This window comes from Halomonas chromatireducens (genome assembly GCF_001545155.1).
In the GTDB taxonomy this organism is placed as follows: domain Bacteria; phylum Pseudomonadota; class Gammaproteobacteria; order Pseudomonadales; family Halomonadaceae; genus Halomonas; species Halomonas chromatireducens.
Genome location: NZ_CP014226.1, coordinates 314142 through 337575, shown reverse-complemented (window position 1 = coordinate 337575; position 23434 = coordinate 314142). Strand labels below are relative to the sequence as shown.

Sequence of the window (23434 nt, the reverse complement as noted above, 5' to 3'; positions counted from 1 at the left end):
GGCCCAGCCCCAGGCGAAGGCTTGGACATTATTGCGGAAAGCGATTTACCCAGGTGCCAGAGCTTAGCAAAGCGGCAGATGCAGAATGGCACCGCGCAGGCCACGCTCGTCGGCCCAGAGCTTGCCCAGGGTGATAGGCAGGCGAAAGCGGCGCTTGCCAGCCGCACCGGGATTGAACAGCAGGTGGCCCCCCTGCCATTCGTGACGCGGCTTGTGGGAGTGGCCATGAAGCACGGCATCGCACGAAGTGGCGGGATCGAAGTTCCGCAGGATATGCACCAGATGCAGGCGCCAGCCGTTGACGGCGAGATCCAGCGTCAGCGGCAGCGCCTCGGCCCAGGACGCGGTGTCGATATTGCCGCGCGCCGCCGCCACGGGTGCCAACTCCGCCAGCCGCTCGAGGATGGCTGCGTCCTCGTCCCGGCTGCCCACGTCGCCCAGATGCAGGATAAGCTCGCAGCCTTCCAGCATCGTCAGTGCCTCAGGGCGCAGCAGCCCGTGGGTATCACTGATGACGCCGATCGGCAGCTCGGTAATGATGGAAGCTTTCACTTCATCCCGAAACCACGCTTGGTCAGAAATTCACGCATATGGGCACGCAGCTTGCTGTCGAACAACGGGGTCAGATTCTTTGACCAGTTGGTGTCCTTGTTTCCGCCCTTGCGCTGGCCGTAGTAGGTCTGCATGGCGTCATCGAAAACCGCCACCAGCTCACTGTCGTCGGTGTAGTAGTCCTCCTTGAGGACCGCTTCCACCGGCAGGCGCGGCTTTACGTCAGGCTCATGGGCCGGGTAACCAAGGCACAGGCCAAACACCGGGTAGACGTGTTCCGGCAGGCGCAGCAAGTCACTCACGGCCTGGGGGTTGTTGCGAATACCACCGATATAGCAGATACCGAGCCCCTCGGACTCCGCGGCAATGACAACATTCTGGGCCATCAATGCGGTATCCACGCTGGCCACCAGCAGTTGCTCGGTCATGCCGCGCACGACGTTGGCGCCGATTCGCTCGGCAGCCTCGGTGGGCCGCTTCATGTCGGCACAAAACACCAGGAAATCGGAGGCGGTAGCAACGTAAGTCTGGCCGCCGGCCAGCTCGGCGATCTGCTCGCGGTTGGCCGGGTTCTTCACGTGAATGACGGTGTAGGCCTGAACGTGGTTGGACGTTGCAGCGGCCTGGCCGGCACGAATCAGTTCGAGAAGCAGTTCGTGCGGCACTTTCTGGTCTGTGAATTTGCGAATCGAGCGGTGGGATTTCAGCAGTTCGATGGTGGAATTCATGTCGCCTCGCGGAATGCGTGTCGATAGTTAACCTGCTTAGTATCTTTCATTCTGCGGCCCATTACATCGTTGCGCCACCATGGAGGAAGCAGGTAGGCGTGCCTCCCGCGCAGACAGCGTGTTAGCGTGGCGAACTTCCCCACCCATTGCCAAGAGCGTACTCCTGCATGGAAGAGATCGGCCTGAGATGGCTGCTGGGTCAGGGTGTCAGCCTGATCGCTCTGGCACTGTGCCTGGTGGCCTTCGCCAGCAAGCGCGATGATCGGCTGTTCGTGCTGCTTCTGTTTGCGAATATCGCCTTCGCCGTGCAGTTCGCACTGTTCGAAAGCTGGGTCGCCGCCGGGATCTCGGCGCTGATCGTGCTGCGCATCGCCCTGGTGCGCCGCTTCCGGCGCAACCTCCTCCTAATGCTCGGCATGCTGCTTGCCACCTTGGTGGTGGCCGCGCTGACCTGGAGCGGGCCGCGGGATATCCCGGCCCTGGCTGCCGGTCTTTTGGGGACCTACGGCATGTTCATGCTGAGCGGTATTCCCATGCGTATCACCCTAGCCGCAGCGGCGCTCTGCTGGGTCGCCAGCAACGTGCTGGCGGGCTCCATCGGCGGAACGATTGCAGAAAGCCTGATCTTCCTGACCAATGTCGTCACGATGCTGCGCCTGAGGCGCGACGCACGGTTGCTGCACACGACGTGACCGAGCCAGGTGGCCTTTCCGTGCGCCTTCAAGGGCTTGTCACACCGTTTAAGCCTGTCATTTGGTTCGCATGATGAGCAGAATAATGATGCGAGCCGACCTTGGTAAAAATGGTCCACTTGACCCACTGTCCCGCCGGGTAGTGAGATAAGTCCTACCGCCATGCGCAGCGGCACCCCGCCTTGCGCCAGTCCTGAGGCTTTCATGCGAAAGATTCTGCTCGTCGACAACGGTTCCCTGCGCCCCCAGGCCACGCTCAACCTGCGCCGCCTGGCACATGCCCTGAGCCAGGCCACTGGCGAAGCAGTGGAGGCTACCTCGCTGCTGCATTCCAACAAGATTTCCCCCGAGAAACTCGATGGTCACAAGGCCGTGACCCTGGGCCCCCTGGCGGAACGAGAAGCCGCGCGGGGGGTGACCGAGCTGCTCATCCTGCCGTTCTTCTTCGGCCCCAGCCAGGCGCTGACTCATTACCTGCCCGAGCGCCTATCCGAGGTTCAAGCCAGCTACCCGCAGCTCGGCGTCAAGGTAGCCCTGCCGCTGGTGGACAGCCAGGCGCCAGTGGATCTGCGCCTGGTACAGCTGCTGGCGGAGAACGTTCGCGAACGCATGGCGGGGCTATCGCAGCCGAAGGTGGTACTGGTGGATCACGGCAGTCCGCTCCCGGAGGTGACGGCGGTGCGCAACTACCTTGCAGGGCAGCTCAGCGTGCTGCTTGCCGATGAGGCCAGCTGCGTCACCTTCGCCTCCATGGAACGCCGCCAGGGAGATGCCTATCGCTTCAACGAGCCACTGCTGGTCGACCTGCTCGCCTCTCCCCCCATGGCCCACGGCGACGTTATCCTGTCCATGCTGTTCCTTTCCCCCGGGCGCCACGCCGGCGAAGGGGGCGATATTGCCGAGATCTGCGAACAGGCAATGACCCGGTCCCCCGACCTGCGCGTCACCACCACCCGCTTGGTGGGTGAGAATGACGCCATCGTGGATATCCTCGTAACCCGACTGCAGCAAGCCCTGGCAGGTGAGCCGCTGCTGGCGGAACTAGCCCCCTTCGGCGCTTCTTCCTGACCCTTGTCGGCCAATTTCGGCAACCAGCCAGACGGCACGCTGACTGTTTTGCTGCGCACCGCTTCAGTGGAAGCTCGTCATCCATGGCGACGACCCATGCGAGCGATGTAAATCAAATGCAAATCGCACGCAAAGGCAATACCAAACAACTGAATTCAAAGGAAAATTGACCAATTTCTCAATTAACCCTAGGATGGATCGGATACCCCTGCACGACGAAAAAAGGATTCGCATGAAAGGCAAGCAGAACATCATCGATGCCCTGAATGGCCTGCTGGCGGCAGAACTCGCCGCCATGGACCAGTACTTCATCCACTCCGAGATGTATGCCGACTGGGGGCTTGGCAAGCTCCATGAGCGAATCGCCCATGAATTCGACGATGAAAAGGGGCATGCCAAGCAGCTTATCGAGCGCATCCTGTTCCTTGAAGGCAAGCCCGATATGCATACCCGTACCCCGGTTCGCGTCGGCCAGGACGTGGAGGAAATGCTGGGCAACGACCTCCAGCTCGAGTACGAAGTGGGCGATGCCCTGAAGGAAGCCATCGCGCTGTGCGAGCAGGAGCGAGACTTTCAGACACGCGACGTACTGCTGGGGCTGCTGGCCGACACCGAGGAGGATCACGCCTACTGGCTGGAGCAGCAGCTGCGGCTGATCAAGATGCTGGGCAAGCCGAACTACCTGCTCTCCCAGATGTGAGCCACTGGACCTCGTCAGGGAACTGACCAGTGCATGCTGGGCCGGATGCAGCCGCGGTCAAGCATGACGCGCCCCCGAGCCCCACACAGACGATAACGAACGGGGGCTCGGCGAGCGTTCATGGCGTCTCCCACGCATGCAAGGAAGTGCCAATTAGTGCCCGGCGAGGTTCGGTGGAAACGATGTGCGCCATGTGCAACACAGTGACGCATGAGTTCAAAAGCAAATGGAATCATGCATCACGACAAATAGGATGGTCGGCGGGACACTCCCCCACGAACCCGCTTTTCATGGAGAGAAAATGAGCATGAGAAAAACGCTGACTGCGCTGGCAATATCAAGCTTCGTCCTTATCGGTGCAGGCCAGGCAACTGCCGGCCAAAGCGCACAGATTACCGAAGCGGATGTCGTTCAGGCCCAGCAGACCTGGGGCGAAGCCATCGTCGCCATCGGCGAGGCGTATACCTCGCAGGAGGACTACGAAGCACTGGCGGAGGAGGTCGTCGACACCCTTTACGGCTATGACCAGGGAACCGTGCTTTTCAAGCCCACCAAGGCGTCGGAATTGCAGTTCCGCTCAACCAAGGAAGAGGTATTGTCTTATTTCGTGACGGGAGCCATCTCGGAGGATGGCGGCTTCGCCATCCAGCCCTGGAGCAACGTACGCTTCGAGAACCACGGCATCATTCTCGATGAGGACTCTGCCATTGCCATGGGCAACTACTACTTTACCGAGGTCGACTCCGGAGAAGAGGTCAAAGTGGAATACACCTTTGGCTATTTCCAGGACGAGGATGGTGACCTGCGCATCAGGCTTCACCACTCATCGCTTCCCTACTCTCCGCAACACTGATCCCTACACTTCAGGTCTCTGAAAGCCTGGCCCCGCATGGCGGGGCCTTCAGCCCCCGCCTTAATCCCCTGAGCCCGGCCTTTGTACGCTGACGAACATACGCCGGCCCCCGATCTGCGTATGCTGAGGTACATCCACTGATCTTGGTGGAGACCTCTCGTTGACTGTCGGCCGTCTCGGCCGGGACCTTCCTGTCGCCTCCTCTGGGTCCAGACCTGAGGTTTGCGATTCATGCTTCCTGACTCCCTTCAAGCCATCCTCGGCTCCGCCACTCCCCCTGATGATGCCCGTCAATCGGCCGTTGTGTACTGCGAAAATAACTTCACGCGCATAGATGGCAAGACAGCCAACGGCTTGGTGCGCAGCAGTGAGCGGTATCGCATCCTTTCCGTCATCGACAGCACCCTGACCGGCGAAGACGCGGGCTCCGCCCTGGGCGAGGCGGCGGCAGGCATTCCCATCGTGGCCGATCTGTCGGCGGCGCTCACAGCGGCCGATAGCCTTCCCGACGTGCTCATCTTCGGGCTTGCCCCGCTGTCGGGGCTCATGTCCGAGGCGGACCGCGCGGTGGTGCTGGCGGCCGTGGCGGCTGGTGTCGGCGTGGTATCCGGCCTGCACGAGTTCCTCGCGGACGACCCGGAAATCTCGGCGGCCGCACTCGCCAGCGGTGTTGCGCTGCATGATATCCGCCGGCCTCGCCCCACCAAGCATCTGCGCATGTTCGATGGTGCGATCGACAGCGTCGATTGCGTACGCATCGCCATACTCGGCACCGATGGCGCGATCGGCAAGCGCACCACCTCGACGCTGCTCACCCAGGCACTCAACGATGCCGGGATTCACACCGTGATGGTAGGGACGGGGCAGACCGGCCTGATGCAAGGCGCCGCCTATGGCGTCGCACTCGATGCCATCCCCGCTCAGTTCGGTGTCGGCGAGCTGGAAGGGGCGGTGCTCGCCGCCTATGAAAGCGAGCACCCTGCCGTCATCGTGATCGAGGGCCAGGGTGCCCTCAGTCACCCCGCCTACCTGAGCTCGACGGTGGTGTTGCGCGCCAGCCGGCCACAGGCCGTGATCATGCAGCATGCGCCGGCCCGCCAAATGCTCAGCGACTACCCGCAGGTGCGCATGCCCTCCCCCTTATCGGAGGTCGAGCTCATCGAACGGTTCGGCAAGACCAGGGTCATTGGCATCACCATCAATCATGAGGACATGACCCGGGCGGAGGTCACGGCGGCCATCGCCCGCTACGATGCCGAGCTTGGCCTCCCCGCCACCGACGCGCTGTGGCACGACCCCTCGGCACTGGTGGCAATGGTCACTGCCGCCTTTCCTGCACTCAAGGAAGGCAGGCAACTGGCAATGGCATGACCTGCCCTCGCATTGAAATCGATCTGACCAAGATCGAGGAGAACGCTCGCACACTGGTCACTCTCTTGTCCGGGCGCGGCATCGATGTCACCGGCGTCACCAAGGCGACGCTAGGCTCGCCCGAGGTGGCGAAGGCCATGATCGCGGGTGGCGTGGTGCGTCTCGGTGATTCTCGCCTCGAAAACCTCGAGGCGCTTCGCGATGCGGGTATACAGGCACCCCTGACGCTGCTGCGATCGCCCACGCCGGACCAGGCAGACCGGACTGTGGCCTGCGCCAGCCTCAGTCAGGTGAGTGAACGTGATGTCGTGGAGGCATTGTCAGGGGCGGCGGGCAGGCGCGGGGTGGTTCACGGCCTGGTGCTGATGGTGGAGCTGGGCGACCTGCGCGAGGGCGTACTGCCAGAGAATGCACTCGACTTCGCCCGACACATTTCGCTCACGCCTCATGTGGCACTTGCTGGCCTCGGCACCAACCTGGCGTGCCGGGCTGGCGTCGTGCCCAGCGCCGACAACATGGGTGAGCTCTCTGCACTCGTGAACCGGCTCGAAAGCGAACTGGGCCAGCACCTGTCCCTCGTTTCCGGCGGCAATTCGGCCAATCTCGCCTGGGCCATCGCAGCGCCCGCTGGCCGAATCAACGACCTGCGGCTCGGCGAGTCGATCCTGCTGGGCTGCGACCCGCTCACGCGAATACCCCTGAACGGCCTGCACGCCGATGCTTTCACCCTGGTGGTGTCCGTCATCGAATCACTGGCCAAGCCGACAGCGCCACGCGGTGCAACCGGTGAGGCTGCTTTTGGCGTACCGACGCAGACAGGCGAGCGCGGCACCATCATTCAGACAATTGCCGCCATCGGACGTCAGGACGTCGACCCGGATGGCCTGGCCCCTCCACAGGGCATCAGCGTGCTCGCCGCCAGCAGCGACCATCTGGTGCTGGAATCGCAACATCACCTGCCACCCGGCACGGAGATCCACTTCGGCCTTGATTACTCGGCGCTGCTGCGTGTGATGACTTCCCCGTTCGTGGCGACCGCCCTCTTCGCTACGACATGCCTGCCGACTTTGATTCGGCCGTCTCCCCCACCCGTCCCTCCCCCTTCACCCTCTCCTTTCGCAACTCGACCCTAAGCCACTCTTTGATACTCACCGGGCCCAGAGCTGCCCGAGTCCAGGCGGCCCAGCCAGGCAGCGGAACCTCGAACGCCCAGGTGCATGGCAAAATTATCTTGACTCGCTTCACGGGTGTCGCTAAGTTGAAGCCACTAGCGTGGTCTGACCATCAGATCATAGAACCATGGAATCGAGCCCGGAACCGAGTCACAGCCTTATGAAAATTGAGCCGCTTGAGAAGAAAAGTTTGAGTGACGATGTCGTGGCAAAGATAAAGTCCATGATCGTTAGTGGTGAGCTCAAAGAAGGCGACCGGATCCCAAGTGAAAGGGAGCTGTGCGAACAGTTTGGTGTGAGTCGCGCCTCTGTTCGGGAAGGGCTGAAAATCCTATCCCTCCAAGGACTGCTTAATAGAACCAATGCTGGAACCGTTATTACCACAAACTTTTCTTCCATCCTTGAGGAAACACTTGCTCTAAAAATATTGCTGGACGACTGCAGCTACGAAGATGTCACCGAAGCCAGAATGTTTCTGGAAAAGGCCATGGTTCGCCTGGCGGCAAAAAGGATAACGAACAGCGATATAAGCATCATGTCACAGCAACTGGAGCTTATGGTAAAGGCCGAAGAAGAGGACAATAATGACGAGTATGTCCTGGCTGACATCGCTTTTCACCAGCAAATCGCGAAGGCATCCAATAGCCGGGTATTGGCCAGCTTATACAACTCCATCATCACGTTGGTATTCCGAACCCAGAAAAGCGTCGGGTACGACAAGCCTGTCATGAAGGAATCTATCAATTTCCATGGAAAAATACTGGAGGCCTTGAAACAACACAATGAGGAGCGTGCAGAACAAGAAATGCAGCTCCACCTGCTCGACGTCCAGGAAAGGCTAAACCATCTCGTCAAAACTGAAATAACAAAAGCCGGAGTTTAAATATGTACGTCCGTTATGAACATAACAACAACACATACGAAGGATACATGAAGGATGGCCTCGTCACGAAGCTTGAAGGAAGTATGTTCGAAAACCCTGAGCTGAGCGATGAGACGGTACCTGCCTCCTCAGTCACGTTACTCCCACCTTGTCAGCCAACAAAAGTGGTTTGCGTAGGTCTTAATTATCTGGATCATGCCAAAGAAATGAATGAAGCGCTGCCTGAGGCACCGCTGCTGTTCCTGAAACCACCGACTACAGTTATTGCACACGAAGATGACATCGTCGCACCCAGTAATACGGGGCGACTTGACCATGAGGGCGAGCTGGCCATTGTCATTGGGAAGAAAGCAAAAAACATTTCAGCCAATGAGGCAGAGGGAGCAATATTCGGGTTTACTTGCGCCAATGACTTCACCGCTCGCGCAATTCAACTGAGCGACAAGCAATGGACACGTGGAAAGTCCTTTGACACATTTTGTCCGCTGGGTCCGGGCATCGTAAGCGATATCAATCAGAAAGATGCTAAAATCCAGCTAACCGTAAACGGCGAGGTCCGACAAAGCTCCAACATCAACATGTTCATATTTGGTGTCAACGAGATCGTAAGTTATGTATCGAAGTGCATGACTCTACTGCCAGGCGATGTCATTCTCACCGGCACGCCCCATGGGGTTGGCCCGGTCAATAGCGGTGATGTAATGTCCGTCACGATTGACGGAATTGGCACCCTGACTAACGCGTTAAAAATCGCATAAAAAGAAAAACCTTGCAGCAGGCATGACGGTGGCGTCGCATCACAACGATGGTGCCAGGCCTTGCTGTATAAAAACAACAGAAATGAAAAGAGAGACAATATCGTGAACCCCTCGGTCTTGATGACAGACACGATCTTTCCTGACACACTGGTTGAGCAAGATGTGTTCCAAAAAGAAAGCATCGACTTCAGGCTAAGCCCTTCTGGCGAACTTGCCAGCCTAGGCGAACTGGGAAAAGATGCTGATGCGCTCTTGGTCGTTTATGCCGACGTAAGTGCAGAGCTCATTGAGCAGCTGGATCGCTGCAAGATAATAGTGAAAGCCGGCATCGGATATAACAACATAGACGTGGAGGCGGCATCGAGAAAGGGAATCATCGTTGCTAACGTTCCGGACTATTGCCAGGATGAAGTGGCAGACCATACCTTCGGAATGTTCCTTGCTCTGGTGAGAAAAATCTGCCACTTGGATAGCCAAGTCAAGCAAGGTGTTTGGAATGCCAACCAGGCGAAAAGCGTGCCTCAGCTCAGAGGAAAGAAGTTTGGCTTGCTAGGCTGTGGTGCCATCGGACAGCAGGTGGCTCTACGAGCCAGGGCTTTTGGCTTGGAAGTTGTGGGCTATGACCCATATAGTTCACCCGACCTTCTCGCTCAACACCACATCAGCCAGATAGAAGACTTCGATGAGTTTCTTCATGAAGTCGACTTTCTATCCTTACATCTCCCACTGACAGAGGACACCAGGCACATACTAAATAAATCAACATTGTCGAAAATGAAAGAAACCTCCGTTGTCATCAACACATCCAGAGGAGGACTCATACAGGAAAATGACCTTTTTACCGCGCTGATAGAAGGCCGACTCGCCGGAGCAGCCATGGATGTACTGGAGCAGGAACCTCCAGAAGGTGCGCCTGAGCTCTCCAGCCTGGATAATGTTGTCATCACTCCTCACACGGCCTTTTTATCCCAAGATTCCGTAGCAGCATTAAGAAAAAAAGCATCACAGGAAATAGTCAGAACAATAAGAAATGGGAAAGCCAGCAACCCTGTAAACTAAGCAAAATACCAAGAAAGCCATCAATACAAGGACAACAATATGAACATCAAGAAATCAGGCTCTGCAATAGCAGGCCTTGTGGCTGCCACCACCTTGTTTGCAGCATTGACAATGAGTGCATCCGCACAGTCTACCGTTAACATCAAGTTCGCCCACAATGGGAATACGAACCCTGACGACCCTCAGAATGTTGGTGTTAACGCCTTCAAGGACATGGTGGAAGAGCGCTCCAACGGTGCAATCAGTGTTCAAATATATCCAGCCGGCCAGCTTGGGGATGCCAGAACAATTGTCGAAGGCATACAGCTGGGCATGATTGAAATGGCTGATGTCGAAAATGGACCGATGGGTGGGTTCGTGCCAGAAGCCATGCTGTGGGACCTTCCCTTCATCTTCCGTGACATTGAGCATGCTCATACTGTCCTGGATGGGGACATCGGCAGGTCCGTTCAGGAAAAATACACGGACGTGGGGATCCGGCATCTAGCGTATAACGACGGGGGATTCAGATACTTCACCAATGACCAGCGACCCATCCATACAATGGAAGACCTGCAGGGTCTTAGTATTCGCGTGATGGAAAGTGAGGTCATGGTCGACACGATCAATGCATTTGGTGCTTCAGCCGTACCAATGTCATTTGGCGAGCTTTACACGGCACTACAACAAGGTGTTGTTGATGGCCAGGAAAATCCGATGAACCTCATTTACAGCCAACGTTTTTATGAAGTTCAGGATTACCTCTCCCTTAGTGGGCACTTTTATTATCCAAGGCAGTATATTGCTGCCGAGAAGTGGTGGCAGACACTGGATGAAGAGCACCAGGAGATCATATCCCAGGCATCCGTGGAAGCAAGCAATATCCAGCGTGAATCCCTTGTTGAATACGAGGTCGAGATGCGAAGCGTGCTTGAAAGCAATGGCATGAAAATCAATGAGGTTGAAAAAGACGCATTTATTGAGGCCGCAGCTGAACATATTTATCCTAGCTACTATGAAATGCTGGGCAGCGGCGATGCATCGCGAGGTGAAGAGCTCATCAGGGCCATCATGGCGACTGAATAAGCATTGCACCGGGGTGCCAAAGCCATGGCACCCCGGTGTCCTTCTTTCGGCCTGATCAACTTATAAGGAAATATTGGTGGATAACAAAAAGACGTTTAGCCCAATATTCTACCTGGACACGTTTCTCAAGTCATGCCTGGTTGCCATGATGATTGCCATCGCATCATTGACATTTTACCAAGTCGTCATGCGCTACGGGTTTAATAAATCCAGCTCATGGAGCGAAGAGGCTATTCGGTTTATATTCATCTGGTGCAGCTTTCTGGCGATTGCCATGGGAGTGCGTGAAAAAATACACATTGGCATCAACATCATAGTCGGGCTCTTCAATAGAAAAAGACAGCTCATGATAGAGATCATTGGATATCTTGCCATAATGTTCTTTTCGGGACATTTGGTGTACTACGGCTGGAAAGTTGTACTCGCAACAAGGTTTCAATCATCTCCCGCACTAGGCATCCCCATGAGCTGGGTGTATTTTTCAGTACCCACGATGGGCGCACTTATATTTTTTTACTGTCTGGTCGGGGCAATCAATTCTAAAAATAATTTAAAAACAATGCGCAAGGGGCCATGACATGTTGACTGTACTTCTTACTGTGCTTGTGGTCTGTTTCATGATCAACATCCCAATTGGCTTTGCCATGGGGCTTGCAGCATTAGCCAGCTTGCTGGCTTCAGGCATGATGCCCATCGAGATGCTGCCGCAACGCATGGTGGCCGGCATTAATTCCTTCCCTCTACTTGCCATTCCTTTATTCATGATGGCCGGATCCATCATGGAGCGTGGCGGTATATCAAAACGAATCGTTGGCTTGGCGAGTGCATTGGTCGGGCACTTCAAGGGCGGACTCGCCGCTGTTTCAGTCATGGCTTGTACGTTTTTTGCTTCTATTTCCGGATCGGCTCCCGGCACCGCTGCGGCCGTCGGCGAACTGACCATTCCCGAAATGGTAAAGCGCGGATATTCAAGGCCGTATGCGTCTTCTGTCGTTGCCTCCGCTTCATGCCTTGGTGTCGTGATTCCACCTAGCATTACCTTTATCCTGTTTGGTATCGTTGCCGATGTTTCCATCGGGCAATTGTTTGTGGCTGGTATCCTGCCTGGCGCCATGCTTGCTGGCGCACTGATCGCTGTCAGCATCATACGCTCTCATCAACTGGGCTATCCTGCAGAGCAAAAGCAGAGCTGGCGGCAACGCTGGAAAAAGCTGCTTGACTCCTCCTGGGGAATCTTGATGCCCATCATCATTCTTGGTGGAATCATGACAGGGGTATTCACGCCGACAGAATCGGCTGGCATCGCTGTCGTATACGGCCTCTTTGTCAGTATTTTCATTTACAAGGAGCTTGGCTGGAAAGATATCACCCCGGTCTTCTACAAGGCATCATTGAACTCGGCAATGATCGTGCTTCTCATTGCCGTTGCCAGTCCCTTTGGCTGGATCATGACTATCGAGCAGGTCCCACAAATGGCCTCCAGTACCATCCTGGGGTTATCAACCAACACTTACATTATCTTGATGCTGATGATCCTGATGTATCTGATTCTCGGCACGTTCATGGAAACTGGAGCTATCATTCTGCTGGTTGTGCCTATATTCACCCCTATCGCCCAACAGCTCGGCATCGACATGGTTCACTTTGGTGTCATTACCGTCGTGGCGCTGGCTATTGGCATGGCAACACCACCTGTAGGTATTACTCTATTTGCCACTTGCAGTATTTCCGGCGTCTCTATTGGGCAACTGTCTCGCATGATAATTCCTTTCCTGGCAGCCCTTATCGGATGCCTGCTTCTGCTGGCCTTTGTACCAGCTATCTCTACCTTCCTTCCGCAACTTGTGTTCTGAATACACCAAGGATTGTATCAGCCTCCGCCAAGTGGGCGAGTGTGATGTATGGAAGGCATCACCTGCCGGAACTCCTCCCGATAGGCCGCTGCGTGCTGCTCCGGATCCGCCGGGAAGCGCCCCAGTTCCACGGCAAGATCGAAGAAGCCCTGCGCTGGTAGGCCCTCGCCCCGGCGGCTGACAACCAGCGCTGCGATGAAGGGCTGCCCCTGCTCGGCATCTTCACGCATCAGGGTTTCCAGGGCATGTGCGATGCGCTGGATGGTGCGCGGGGGCTTGAGGCCCAGCGCCTCGGCGAGCTGCTGATAGGTCATCGGCAACATCGCCTCGGGTGCCGTTTCGAGCACCTTGCGGACTTGACCTGCCAGAGGAGTATGGGGCTCTGCTCTCATGATCATGTCTCGGGTTGACCGCTCCTGGTTACCCTGGCGGCCTACTCGTCTCCCCTCTTGTTGTTGTCGCTTTCCTCATCGTCGGGCTTGGTCGAGCCCTGGTGTCCCAGGCGGGATGCCTCATCGAGACGCGGGTGGTTGTCCAGGAACTCGCGGTGCGGGTCCGGCAAGGCATCCAGCGCCTGGAGGGTGTGCGTCAGCACGTGGATGGCGGCCAGCACGTCCTGGGTGTTACCGGTTTCGGAGATGGTGTGCATGTTGCGAATGGGGAAGCCGATGGAGGTGGCGGCGCAATCCACGGCAGCCAGCACACCGGCCATGCCATCGGTGCCGGTGTCGGCGCCAACGATGTCCCGCTGCATGGGAATACCATGTTCCCGGGCAGTGGTCTCGATGATGCGGTTGAGCTGCTCGCTGGCAATGGCACCCACCGACATGGTGAAGCCCTTGCCCATCTCCAGCGGCTGCATGCGCCGGTCGCCGATACCGGGGGCCGCCACGTAGTCGTGGTTGACGTCAACGCCGATCACCACGTCCGGGCGCAGTTCCCCGGCCAGCACACGGCTTCCGAAGCGGCCGATCTCCTCGTAGCTGGCGATGGCGAACAACACGCGCACCTGCTCGGTACCGCCGGCCTCGGCGATCAATCGCGCCACCTCGGCGGTGACGAAGCAGCCCAGGCCGTTATCCAGGTAGGCGCCGTAGAAGGTGTCGGGGCTGAAGCCGGGACGAATGGGGCGGTCGAAGATGATGGAGTCGCCGGGACGCACGCCGAGATTGAGCACTTGCTGCTTCTTGTTCTCGCCGTGGATCTGCAGGTCGAGGTAGATCTGCTCCTTCTTTATACCCTTGCGGCCTTCGCGCTGGGCCGGGTCGGAGAAGTGGATGGCGCCCAACGCTTCCACGGTGCCGCCCTGGATGATGCGATAATGGCCCGGCACCTGGGGGTCCTCGCTGAACAGCTTGACCTCGTGGCCGACCAACACATTGGGCAGGAAAGCGTCGGTGTTGATCCAGATCTTGCCATCGTCACCGATGCTGCGCACCTGCATGCGGATCTTGTCGGCGTGGCCGATGATCATCACCTTGAACAGGTCGTTCCGGCCGGGGTGGGTGTCCAGCACCACGCCGGCATGCCCCTTGTACTGGTGTAGATGCCAGTCGCCGGGGGCGAAAGTTTCGAAATAGGGCTTGAGCACACCGTAGGTCATGGCGCCCTCCAACCCCACGGGGCTGGGAGCATCCAGAATCTGCTGCATCAGGGTGAACTGCTGCTCCGGCATGGGCTGGGACCAGGGCTTGGTGGTTTCTCTCATATGCTCCTCTTCACTCTCTTCGGGTCAGTAACGACCCTAGTCTGACAGATTCCATGAGATCCGACCTTCCGGGCGCAGGGCGGCCAGTTGTAGCTGCTGCCAAAAAGAAAGGCAAGGCGCAATGGCCTTGCCTTTCCGATGCCTTTAAATGTCCTGCACAGCTGATCCGTGCTGCCTGGCGGTGAGGCTATCTCACATGACTAGTTACGTCCCCAGGCCTCGGAAAGGGTCAAATCGTCATCCACTTCGCTGTAGCGCTCCTCGTCGTATTCGTTGGTGCTTTCCAGCTCGTCTTCACCATAGGTCTGTTGGAACACCAGTTGGTCGTCCTCCAGGAGCATCTCCGCTAGCGGCAGAGTGATGTCCGTGCCACCCATGCCCCAGAAGCCCCCAACGGTGATAACCGCATGAAGGTCACCGGTGTCGTTATGCTTGACCACTTCCTGGATATCACCGATTTCCTTATCTTCCATATTGATGACGGTCATGCCTTCCAGTTCGCTGACCTGCATGGAGCCAAGTGACTCATCCAGCGTGGCCTCGGCCGGCCCTGCCTCATCGAATGCATCGTCGGCACCGGTCGCGGGAGCCTCATCGGCCTCCATACCTTCGGTGTCCATGCCTTCGGTATCCATGTCGTCGGCCGTTTCATCGACATCCATGTCATCAGCCATGTCGTCATCGGTCGTATCGACGTCCATATCGTCGGCGTCCATGTCCTCATAGTCTTCGACATCGTCGCCTTGGGCATCCAGATCGTTTTCATCACGATCCAGGGCGTTCTCGGGATCCTCGGTCACCTGTTCGGGCTGTTCTTCGCTCATTGCTGCATCACCGTTGAGCTCGTTTTCATCCTCGGCATCCTGAGCCAAGGCACCGCCTGCAAAGCCGGCGGAAATTGCGCCGATGGCGATAGCCAATAGTGTTCTCTTCATTCCATTTCTTTTCATGACAACTCCCTCCTAGAGTTAAGAACTACCTTGTCAAGATAGGTCGGCAATCTTGGTCGATACAGGAGAAATGCGCAGCAAAACGTTAACGAAAGAAACCGCTTAGTCACCATTGTTTACCGCTTATCCAGACCACGTGATGTTGTCTGGAGGCGGTCGGGCATGGTGACCTCTAAGACCACCAGGGCAAGGACGACCGTGGCCGAGGCAAGAAAGACGGCACGGTGAACCGGCACACCAGCAGATTGTGTCGCGTGGAACTACCATAATGATCGGAACCGGCCCGAACCCCGCCGTGGATGCCTTTCAGACCTGGCTGCTCGACGAGGTGCACCACGCCTATGGTGACGATACCTGACTCAGCTCTTCAAAGCTGAGGTGCCCAGAGGTCTACTCATTCGACGATCACGTCCAAGCTATACGGATCGAAACGATAGCTGCCCCCGTCTACCTCAAACACTAGCTCACCCGAACGCCACCCAACGGCGGTATAGCGAGCGTGGGCAGGCACTTGCGCTTCATGGTCCGGTATACGTACCGCCGCGGAATTCTCGCTGACTGTCGCGCCAAGGTTCTGACGATCGACGACGGCCAGGGTATGGCTCGGTGCCGGGCCCTCCGCCTCGAATACCGCGTAGCGCCCATTCTCGCTCCAGGGCCCGAGCGCCAGGTCGCCGCCATACTGAAACGCAGCAGGCTGCGGGTCTCGGTTTCCCACCCGCACCAGCCAGCCGGCACTGTGCGCGACCCCGTCGGTAGTGACTGCCAGCCACTCCCCATCGGGTGAAAGGGAAGCGCCGGTAAACTGCTCCGATGCGCCAAACTCGGTATCGGCATCAACATGGATGCTGCCAGGGATATCCTTGATATGAAGCAGCAGGGTGCCATCTACGGCATGAAGTCTGCTCTCCCCCACCTGAAGCGGGGCCAGCTCGGCGGTAGTCTCGCTCAATGGTGATGCAGTGCAACCAGCCAGCACAGCCAGGCTCGCCAGAAGGAAAAGGTACGTGCGAATAGCGACAGGGGGGCTCGTCTTCATTGGCTTCTCGGCAGTAAAGAGAAATGGCTCCCGCCTTTCAGGCGTCGTGCCGTATCGGCAGCGGGCACCCACGGCCCCTGCAAGGTAATATTAGCAGCGGTCCGGACGGAGACAGGTATTGATGCAGCCAAGCGGCAGAGCGAGACTCACTGACAGGTTGTATAGCATTGGATGAAATACCGCAGGCCCCATGTATGCCTGGGCGAGCGGCACGATCAAGCATAACAACGGCGAGGAAAGCACTATGCACTCAGCGCGTCGAGGTGGACGGTGGCCGTCGGTGTCGGGACTGCTTGCCCTTGCCCTGCTCGGCTTGGCTACCCTGCTGATGGCTGCAGCAGGACCCACCTATCGCATGGAATGGCTCTCCTTGAGCGGGGCCTTCGACCTGTTGCGCTACGGAGCCTATGCTGCCTTCGCGTCGGCTGGGCTGGGCCTGATCACCCTGGTGGCCGCTGCCTTCTGCCGTCGAGTTAAAGCGGCACTGGTCGGCGGCCTGGCGCTGATTGGCACAATGGCGCTGCTGATCGTTCCACTAACGCACCTGCAGCAGGCACGCTCTGCACCCGCCATCCACGACATCACAACTGATACCGAGGATCCGCCATCCTTCAGGGCGCTGGTGGAAGCCCGCGAGGCCGCACCCAATGCGGTGGAGTACCCCGGCGAAGCCTTCGCCAGGCTGCAGCATGAGGCGTATCCGCACATCGAGCCGCTGGAGCTGTCGATGCCCCTCTCGGACGCCTTCGATGCGGCCGTGGCCGAGGTGAAAGCCGCAGGTTGGGAGCTGGTCGCCGTCGACGATGGCATCATCGAAGCCGTTGCTACCACCACCTGGTTCGGTTTCGAGGACGACGTGGTAATCCGCCTGCGTGAAAGCGGAGCTGGCGTCAGGGTGGACATTCGCTCCGCCTCGCGCATCGGCCGCAGCGACATTGGTGCCAACGCCGCGCGGATACATGGTTATCTCACGAAACTGGAGTCGCGTGCCCAGCGGGAGACAGGCGCGGTCGATTGAAAGAGACCCAGCGGGCCAGCGTGACGGCGCCCTGTGGACAGCGGCAGGACGCCGTTCGTCGCTACCTGTCAGCCATGACGGCTGCTAAGAATATGGTGCAAGCTGCCGCACTCCACCATGCGATCGTCGCAATTGACCACGATCTCCGAACGGGCCAGGACATAGCTCTTTCCGGTGATGGTGTTCTCTACCACCTGGTGCTTGCCGCCCGCCTCCCGTGAACTGACAAATTCACCGATGAAGCCGGTCTCGCGCAGAGAAACCGTCTCCAGGCGGTCACCGGGCTTGATGGTGCCTTCGTAGTGCATCAGTGCCAGCCGCGCAGAAGTGCCGGTACCGGTGGTGCTGCGACAGATCACGCCCGGGTGAACGTAGGTGGCGGAGCGCGAACGGTAGAAGTCGTCAGCGACCTGGTCCACTGGCCCCATGAAGTGCAGGAACGGCAGCGGCCCCACGTCTCCCAAGGTGTAATGGGAGAAGCCGCTGCTGGCCTGGATAGCCTCGACGATGCGGTGGGCGCATCTGGCCAGCGCCCGCTCCTCCTCCCGCTTGAGCGAGAAGCCCAGCTCCGAGGCATCCACCAGGGCGTAGAAGCCACCACTGTAGGCAATGCTGTAGGTAACGTCGCCCACCTCGGGTACGTTAATGCGTGCCCGATGCGTATCGATGTAGCTTGGCAAGCCACCACAGGTGATGGCCTCGACCACCCCGTTCTCTACCAGAGCCTCAATCTGCACCAACCCCGCCGGGGACTCCAGCATGAAGCGTTGCTTGCCCTCCTGCTTGGGAATGAGGCCGCTCTCCAGCAGCGCAGTGGCCGTGCAGATGGTGTTGGAACCGGAGTAGATCGGATAGCCCATGACCTCCATGATGATGTAGCCCATGCTGGCCTTGGGGTTGGTAGCAGGGACGATCAAGTCCACCGACATCTCGGGAATCCCGTAAGGCTCGTTCAGCAGCAGCCGGCGCAGGCCGTCGGCGTCGTTCTCCAGGTATTCCATCTGCTGGCGCACGGTATCGCCAGGCAGCGGATCGATGCCACCGATCACGATCCGGCTGACGTCGCCGCCGGCATGGGTATCGATCAGGCGCAGCGTCAATTCGTGGCTCATGCCTTCTCCTCGAGTGCAAAGGGCGCACCGTGTTCTTCCCACTGGGCGTCGGGCACGATGACGATCTTGCCCAGGTAGTTGCTACCACGGTTGACGAAATAGGTTTCGGCCCGGTGCAGATCGGAGAGCTTGAAGGCGGCATGCAGAACTGGCTTGAGCTGGCCTTGGCGTATCCACTCCATCAGCTGCTCCGCCTCTTCCCGCGTACCGTGCGAGACGCCGAAAATCTGCACCTGATAAAGATAGATACGGGTCCACATGATTTCGCTGAGATTGCCACCGCTGGCCCCGGCTATGGAGAGACGCGGATAGGTGGAGCGGCGCTTCATGTCGACGATCATGGTGTCGATAAAGCGGTCGGTCATCTCGCCGCCGACCAGATCCATCACCGCATCGATCGGCGAACCGCCGGTCGCTTCCAGCACGCGCTCGACGAAGGTCGGGAGATCGCCTCGATCGACCACCGCCTCGGCACCCATGGCCAGCAGGGCATCCGCCTTGTCGAGCTGACTGACCGCAATGGGGGTGGCTCCCACAATGCGACACAGCTGGATCAGGGCAGTGCCAACGCCTCCGCTGGCTCCGGTTACCAGGACCCGCTCGCCTGCGGTCACATTGGCCGATGTCATCATGTGATAGGCGGTCTGATAGGAACACATGCCCAGGGCGGCGAGCTCTGCATCCGCAAGTTCAGGATTGGGCACGTGGTGAAACTGATCCGAGGGCACGGCAACGTATTCGGCGAATCCGCCATCGGCACCATGTCCATAATAGTCCGGCATCAGGTTGATATCGCGTCGTGAATCGGGGTAGAGATTGAAGTCCAGCAGGCCTCGCTGGCCGATGCGCTGGGGGTCGACTCCCTCGCCCACGGCAGCCACCTTCCCAGCCACATCGGCGCCCTGGATGCGCGGAAAGGTCAGCGTCGGAGTTCCCCCCATGGCAAAGGAGGTCACCTCGCCCTTCTCCTTGGTGGGGTAGAGCCCTTCCCGGGCCTTACGGTCGGTGTTGTTCTTGGCCGTTGCGGTAACCCGCACCAGCACTTCGCCCGGCCCGGGCCTCGGCGTGGCCACATCGTCGCGGTAGATCAACTTGTCAATGCCACCATGGCCGGTCAACAGCATTGCTGTCATTGTTTCAGGCACGTTCTCTGTCAGGGTATTGGCTGCCACGTTACCTCCTGCCACGTTACCTCTCGGGTTGCGGATATCTCTCTGCTCGAACATAGCAGAAAATATGCAGTCTCCCAGGGTCCCGGGGACGCCAAATTGAACCACGTTATCCGTCACTGGAGACAGCGCAGGTCAGGATCGATTCTTTCTGAATTGTGAGTCATTTTTACCACTTCTTTCTTCTTGTCATGTCTCGTTACGGCATGATGCTTCATGCAAAGCCACTCGAAATTTCATAGTCGAAGCGAGAGACTTCGGTGCATTAAAACCGATAGCTGACTAAGCTCATGGGGAGCGGGGCGCTGGGGTAAGGAGACACCACGATGCGTGACTGGTTGATCATCAATGGCAAGGCGGGCGATGGAAAGCGCGGCGAGTCATTCTGGAAGGCCCACCTGAATGCGGTGGGCATGACCGATTTTACGACACGCGACCTGACGCAACCGACCTGGGATAGCGATATCTGCGAAGGCGATCGAGTACTGGTGGCTGGTGGCGACGGTTCCGTGAACCGGGTGGCATCGCTTTGCGTCGAGCGAAAAGCGACCCTGGCTGTGCTGCCCTCGGGAACGGCGAACGACTTTTCCCGAAACCTGGGGCTGCCGGAAGACCCGGCGGAGCTATGCCGACTGGTCGCTTCGGGTCAGACCGCCGATGTCGATGTCGCATGGATCGATGATCGGCTGTTTCTCAATGTCGCCCATATCGGCTTGGGGACGGTACCCAGCCGGGAAGCCTCACAGGGGCAAAAACGGCGGTGGGGCCGCTTCAGCTATCTTTTCACTTTGGCGCAGAGGGTCGGCTTGCAAAAGGGTATTCATGCCCGCATCGAGTGTAACGACCAGGTCGCCGAGGGACGCTGGCTCACCATTGCCATTGCCTCGGGCGCCTATTTCGGCGGCGGTCACTACATTGCCGAAGCCAGGATCGACGATGGCTATCTGGACGTAGTGGCGGTGCGCCAACGCCCCTGGCTGCCTCTGCTGGTTGCCTTCATCACGACTCGCTTGCTGAGACGTACACCTCGCCGTAACGACACCGTCGTGCATTTCAAGGCGCCAGAATGCCAAGTCAAGTTACGCCATGCCCATACCCTGACCGCGGATGGCGAGGACATGGGTCGCATGGCAGACGTTGTTGCCTTCACGCGGCGCGGCGTGCTCAAGGTGCTGTGCGAGCAACTTGCCCCGCCCCAGCCGATCATGCTGAGGGAGAAACGCTTCACGCCCAGCGACACACACCCGATGGCATGGTCAAGCTCCGGACCATTCTGAGGGCTCACTAGTTCACGCTGTGGGCAGGTGCAGAACGGCGACGCGTCACACACCATCGTCGGCCCACAGCTTGCCCAGGGGGGCTTCAAGCTTTTGTGTTTACGAAAAATTGTTACCAAGCGTATAGAGCATGGCGCCTTTCAAGCTGGCGGCCTCCCCATCAGGAATGGCGAGAGCGGGCTCCGAACCGGCTGGGTACTGCTGAGAGGGCTGATACGTGAGGCTCGGCATTGGGAAGGCCTGCCGGAACGGTTGGCCGACGCCCTGGGTGAACCGACGCATACGCTGGACCTTCCCGGCAATGGCCAGCGTTGGCGCGAAGTCAGCCCGACCGATATCGATGGCATGGTCGAAGCGCTGCGCGAGCAGATCGCCCGGGATGGTATTTCTGGCCCACACCGTGTGCTGGCGATTTCACTGGGCGGCATGGTGGCACTGCGCTGGGCACAGCGCTTTCCTGATGAGGTGGAATGCCTGGTGTTGATCAACTCGAGCCTGCGCGGCATCGCACCATTCTACCAGCGACTCCGCCCACGCCAGTATCCACGCCTGCTGCTGGCACTGCTGCTACCGCTCAGTCATGAGCAGCGCGAACGCTTGATCCTACGCATGACCACGCGATTGCAGGATGATCTGCCCGCAGTAGCGCAGCGACACGCCCGATGGCAGCAAGAGGCCCCGGTCAGCAAGGCCAACCTGATACGCCAATTGCTGGCCGCCACTAGAGGATTCACTCCCCCGCAGACGCTGCCCGGTTTGCCGACGCTGGTGCTGACCTCGAAATCCGACCAAATGGTGTCGTGGCGCTGCTCGAAGCGCATCGCCGAGCGTTGGGGCTGGCCGCTCGAACTTCACTCAAAGGCCGGCCACGACTTGCCGCTGGACGCCCCCGAATGGGTGGTCGAGCGCATCCGCCGATGGCGAGACACCGAATTATCATGCGCGCAGCAGCCAGGAGGCGAGTGCCACCCCCACCAAGCCGATAACTGCGCCGGGGAAGGCACCCAGGCCAAGGCTGACCCCCAGTCCGACGAATAAGGCACCGCCTCCCGTGAGAATGGCCGCCTTGCTGGTCGTGTGTGGCACATCCTCCTTGCGATAGCGCTCGAAGGCCACCACGGCGATCATGACCGGAGTGACCATTAATAGACAGAGCCCAAGCCACTCCAGCCTGCCGATCCAGAAACCCGCCTCACCGGGCAGGCCGGCATCGATCGACCAGCCCAGTCGCATTCCCAGCCAGGTGGCGGGTAGCTCGGCGAACTTGTGCCAGAGATAGAGCTGCAGCCCCAGGGCGCCGAACATCGCCATCCAGCGCCCCATGTGCCGACGCTTGAGAAAAGTGCGCACCGGTGTCTCGAAAAGCACGACCAGGCCGACCTGGAGCCACATAACACCCAGTAGCGCCAGGGTCGGCGGAAGCAGGTTGGTGTCGCCGCCGACATTGCCGTTGACCATCGAGACGGGGTAGCCGACCGCCACGGCCAGCCCCAGCCAGGCCAGTCCCAGCAGCAGCAGGCCCAGGCCGACACGACGTCCGAAGAAGCGTCCGTGCCACCAGGCGATGCCAAGCTGTTGCGGCAATATCCAGACAAGAACGATATTGATCCAGCCAAAGTAGTCGTGGGTGTCGGTGACCTGTGCGCCAAACACGAGCATGTCGGTAAGGCCAGTGGGCCGTGCGCGCAGCAGGTCGATAGTGGCAATGAGCAGAATCAGGCCGGCAACGGCCTTGAGCCCCCAGCGACGGTCTGCCCAGACGCAGAGCGGCAGCAGCAGCTGCACCCCAAGCAGGATCAGCAGGAACCAGAGGTGAACGGTCAGCGAGTGGTTGAGGGGGCCAAGGACGCCATCCCTGGTGAAGAGCGCCGTGAGCGCAAAAACGGTCAGCACTGCCAGGTAGGTAACGGTGGGCCTCGCCAACCCCAGGGCGCGATCCGCCCACCAGTGCAGGTGGGGCTTGCCCCTCTCCAGGCGTTGCTGGACGCCATCGGAACTGACTGCGGCAGAGACAAAAACAAACAGCGGCACCACCTGTACAATCCAGGTATACAGTCCGGCCGGAGCCCATACATCCAGGATATGGTCGGTATCCACCAGGATGCCACCTTCGACGCGGGGCAAGGTCGCCGCCCAATGCCCCAGCACCACGATCAGCAGTGCCAGGGCACGCAGGGCATCCGGATAGGGGTCTCGTTCCTCCTTTACCGCATTCGCGTGTTCTGCGTCGCTCATCCCTCCTCCCGATCCCTGGCCATTCTTTCCTTTCGCTCCCTGCGGTTTCTCCGCCTGGCTCCCGCTCTTCTGGCATTGGCCACTGCGCGAAGATATTCGCTATTCGCAAGAAGGTTAGTTGATTGAGCCCCCCTAACCAAGGAAGCACGCAGACTGGCATTCGAAGGGTCCC

General features: G+C 58.8%; 24 protein-coding genes. 15 read left to right on the top strand and 9 right to left on the bottom strand.

Annotation, left to right across the window (positions count from 1 at the left end; all coding sequences use genetic code 11):
* Nucleotides 1-63: 63 nt before the first annotated feature.
* Both LOKO_RS01645 and nfsA read right to left on the bottom strand, forming a co-directional pair.
* A complete protein-coding gene (locus LOKO_RS01645) occupies nt 64-552 on the bottom strand; it encodes a metallophosphoesterase family protein (protein WP_083517374.1) in 489 nt (162 codons plus the stop codon).
* The gene (gene nfsA, locus LOKO_RS01640; RefSeq protein ID WP_066444212.1) at nt 549-1280 is read right to left on the bottom strand and encodes an oxygen-insensitive NADPH nitroreductase; all 732 of its coding nucleotides are present in this window, start codon (nt 1278-1280) and stop codon (nt 549-551) included. Before nfsA ends, LOKO_RS01645 begins: the two co-directional genes overlap by 4 nt.
* A 167-nt stretch (nt 1281-1447) precedes the next feature.
* On the opposite strand from nfsA, the gene LOKO_RS01635 reads away from it, so the two are divergent.
* The 12 genes from LOKO_RS01635 (at nt 1448) to LOKO_RS01580 (ending at nt 12754) form a co-directional block, all read left to right on the top strand.
* Nucleotides 1448-1972, top strand: coding sequence for a YgjV family protein (locus LOKO_RS01635; protein WP_066444209.1), 525 nt, complete (start codon nt 1448-1450; stop codon nt 1970-1972).
* Nucleotides 1973-2176: 204 nt separating this feature from the next.
* Complete coding sequence (locus LOKO_RS01630; RefSeq protein ID WP_066444206.1) at nt 2177-3040, top strand: sirohydrochlorin chelatase; 864 nt, start codon at nt 2177-2179, stop codon at nt 3038-3040.
* Between the two features lie 232 nt (nt 3041-3272).
* Nucleotides 3273-3740, top strand: coding sequence for a bacterioferritin (gene bfr / locus LOKO_RS01625; RefSeq protein ID WP_066444197.1), 468 nt, complete (start codon nt 3273-3275; stop codon nt 3738-3740).
* Nucleotides 3741-4041: 301 nt separating this feature from the next.
* Nucleotides 4042-4593 carry a phosphoribosyl-AMP cyclohydrolase gene (locus LOKO_RS01620; protein WP_201025345.1) on the top strand — a complete coding sequence of 184 codons (552 nt, stop codon included), beginning with the start codon at nt 4042-4044 and terminating at the stop codon, nt 4591-4593.
* 231 nt (nt 4594-4824) lie between these two features.
* Nucleotides 4825-5964 carry an N-acetyltransferase DgcN family protein gene (locus tag LOKO_RS01615; protein WP_083517373.1) on the top strand — a complete coding sequence of 380 codons (1140 nt, stop codon included), beginning with the start codon at nt 4825-4827 and terminating at the stop codon, nt 5962-5964.
* Complete coding sequence (locus LOKO_RS01610) at nt 5961-7097, top strand: alanine/ornithine racemase family PLP-dependent enzyme (RefSeq protein WP_083517372.1); 1137 nt, start codon at nt 5961-5963, stop codon at nt 7095-7097. The genes LOKO_RS01615 and LOKO_RS01610 overlap by 4 nt, the downstream gene beginning before the upstream one ends.
* Nucleotides 7098-7296: 199 nt before the next feature.
* Complete coding sequence (locus LOKO_RS01605) at nt 7297-8019, top strand: FadR/GntR family transcriptional regulator (RefSeq protein ID WP_066444194.1); 723 nt, start codon at nt 7297-7299, stop codon at nt 8017-8019.
* A 2-nt stretch (nt 8020-8021) separates the two neighbouring features.
* On the top strand, nt 8022-8777 hold the full coding sequence (locus tag LOKO_RS01600; protein ID WP_066444192.1) for a fumarylacetoacetate hydrolase family protein: 756 nt from the start codon (nt 8022-8024) through the stop codon (nt 8775-8777).
* Between the two features lie 60 nt (nt 8778-8837).
* Nucleotides 8838-9836 (top strand): C-terminal binding protein, encoded by a 999-nt coding sequence (locus LOKO_RS01595; RefSeq protein WP_144439595.1) that lies wholly within the window; start codon nt 8838-8840, stop codon nt 9834-9836.
* Between the two features lie 39 nt (nt 9837-9875).
* Nucleotides 9876-10901 (top strand): TRAP transporter substrate-binding protein, encoded by a 1026-nt coding sequence (locus tag LOKO_RS01590; RefSeq protein WP_066444185.1) that lies wholly within the window; start codon nt 9876-9878, stop codon nt 10899-10901.
* Between the two features lie 76 nt (nt 10902-10977).
* A complete protein-coding gene (locus tag LOKO_RS01585) occupies nt 10978-11478 on the top strand; it encodes a TRAP transporter small permease (RefSeq protein WP_066444182.1) in 501 nt (166 codons plus the stop codon).
* Nucleotide 11479: 1 nt separating this feature from the next.
* Nucleotides 11480-12754: a TRAP transporter large permease gene (locus tag LOKO_RS01580; RefSeq protein ID WP_066444179.1), complete on the top strand. Its 1275-nt coding sequence runs from the start codon at nt 11480-11482 to the stop codon at nt 12752-12754.
* 17 nt (nt 12755-12771) lie between these two features.
* Here LOKO_RS01580 and LOKO_RS01575 read toward each other — a convergent pair whose 3' ends face one another.
* The 4 genes from LOKO_RS01575 to LOKO_RS01560 form a co-directional block, all read right to left on the bottom strand.
* Nucleotides 12772-13152: a hypothetical protein gene (locus LOKO_RS01575; protein WP_235588918.1), complete on the bottom strand. Its 381-nt coding sequence runs from the start codon at nt 13150-13152 to the stop codon at nt 12772-12774.
* A gap of 35 nt (nt 13153-13187) precedes the next feature.
* On the bottom strand, nt 13188-14462 hold the full coding sequence (locus LOKO_RS01570; protein WP_066444176.1) for a M20/M25/M40 family metallo-hydrolase: 1275 nt from the start codon (nt 14460-14462) through the stop codon (nt 13188-13190).
* A gap of 200 nt (nt 14463-14662) precedes the next feature.
* Nucleotides 14663-15412 carry a PRC-barrel domain-containing protein gene (locus LOKO_RS01565; RefSeq protein ID WP_083517370.1) on the bottom strand — a complete coding sequence of 250 codons (750 nt, stop codon included), beginning with the start codon at nt 15410-15412 and terminating at the stop codon, nt 14663-14665.
* Nucleotides 15413-15806: 394 nt separating this feature from the next.
* Nucleotides 15807-16364, bottom strand: a complete 558-nt coding sequence (locus LOKO_RS01560) for a hypothetical protein (protein ID WP_066444167.1) — start codon at nt 16362-16364, stop codon at nt 15807-15809.
* A 331-nt stretch (nt 16365-16695) separates the two neighbouring features.
* On the opposite strand from LOKO_RS01560, the gene LOKO_RS01555 reads away from it, so the two are divergent.
* Nucleotides 16696-17469, top strand: coding sequence for a DUF1499 domain-containing protein (locus LOKO_RS01555; RefSeq protein WP_066452160.1), 774 nt, complete (start codon nt 16696-16698; stop codon nt 17467-17469).
* Between the two features lie 68 nt (nt 17470-17537).
* Here LOKO_RS01555 and LOKO_RS01550 read toward each other — a convergent pair whose 3' ends face one another.
* Nucleotides 17538-18581, bottom strand: coding sequence for a proline racemase family protein (locus tag LOKO_RS01550; RefSeq protein WP_066444165.1), 1044 nt, complete (start codon nt 18579-18581; stop codon nt 17538-17540).
* Nucleotides 18578-19714, bottom strand: a complete 1137-nt coding sequence (locus LOKO_RS01545) for a zinc-binding dehydrogenase (RefSeq protein ID WP_066452159.1) — start codon at nt 19712-19714, stop codon at nt 18578-18580. Before LOKO_RS01545 ends, LOKO_RS01550 begins: the two co-directional genes overlap by 4 nt.
* Before the next feature lie 362 nt (nt 19715-20076).
* On the opposite strand from LOKO_RS01545, the gene LOKO_RS01540 reads away from it, so the two are divergent.
* Together LOKO_RS01540 and LOKO_RS18490 are read left to right on the top strand one after the other, a co-directional pair.
* Nucleotides 20077-21027: a diacylglycerol/lipid kinase family protein gene (locus LOKO_RS01540; protein ID WP_083517368.1), complete on the top strand. Its 951-nt coding sequence runs from the start codon at nt 20077-20079 to the stop codon at nt 21025-21027.
* A gap of 27 nt (nt 21028-21054) precedes the next feature.
* Nucleotides 21055-22065: an alpha/beta fold hydrolase gene (locus LOKO_RS18490; protein WP_083517367.1), complete on the top strand. Its 1011-nt coding sequence runs from the start codon at nt 21055-21057 to the stop codon at nt 22063-22065.
* On the opposite strand, the gene LOKO_RS01530 is transcribed toward LOKO_RS18490, so the two are convergent.
* Nucleotides 21964-23262 (bottom strand): acyltransferase family protein, encoded by a 1299-nt coding sequence (locus LOKO_RS01530; protein WP_066444156.1) that lies wholly within the window; start codon nt 23260-23262, stop codon nt 21964-21966. The two genes, LOKO_RS18490 and LOKO_RS01530, sit on opposite strands and share 102 nt — an antisense overlap.
* Nucleotides 23263-23434: the final 172 nt, after the last annotated feature.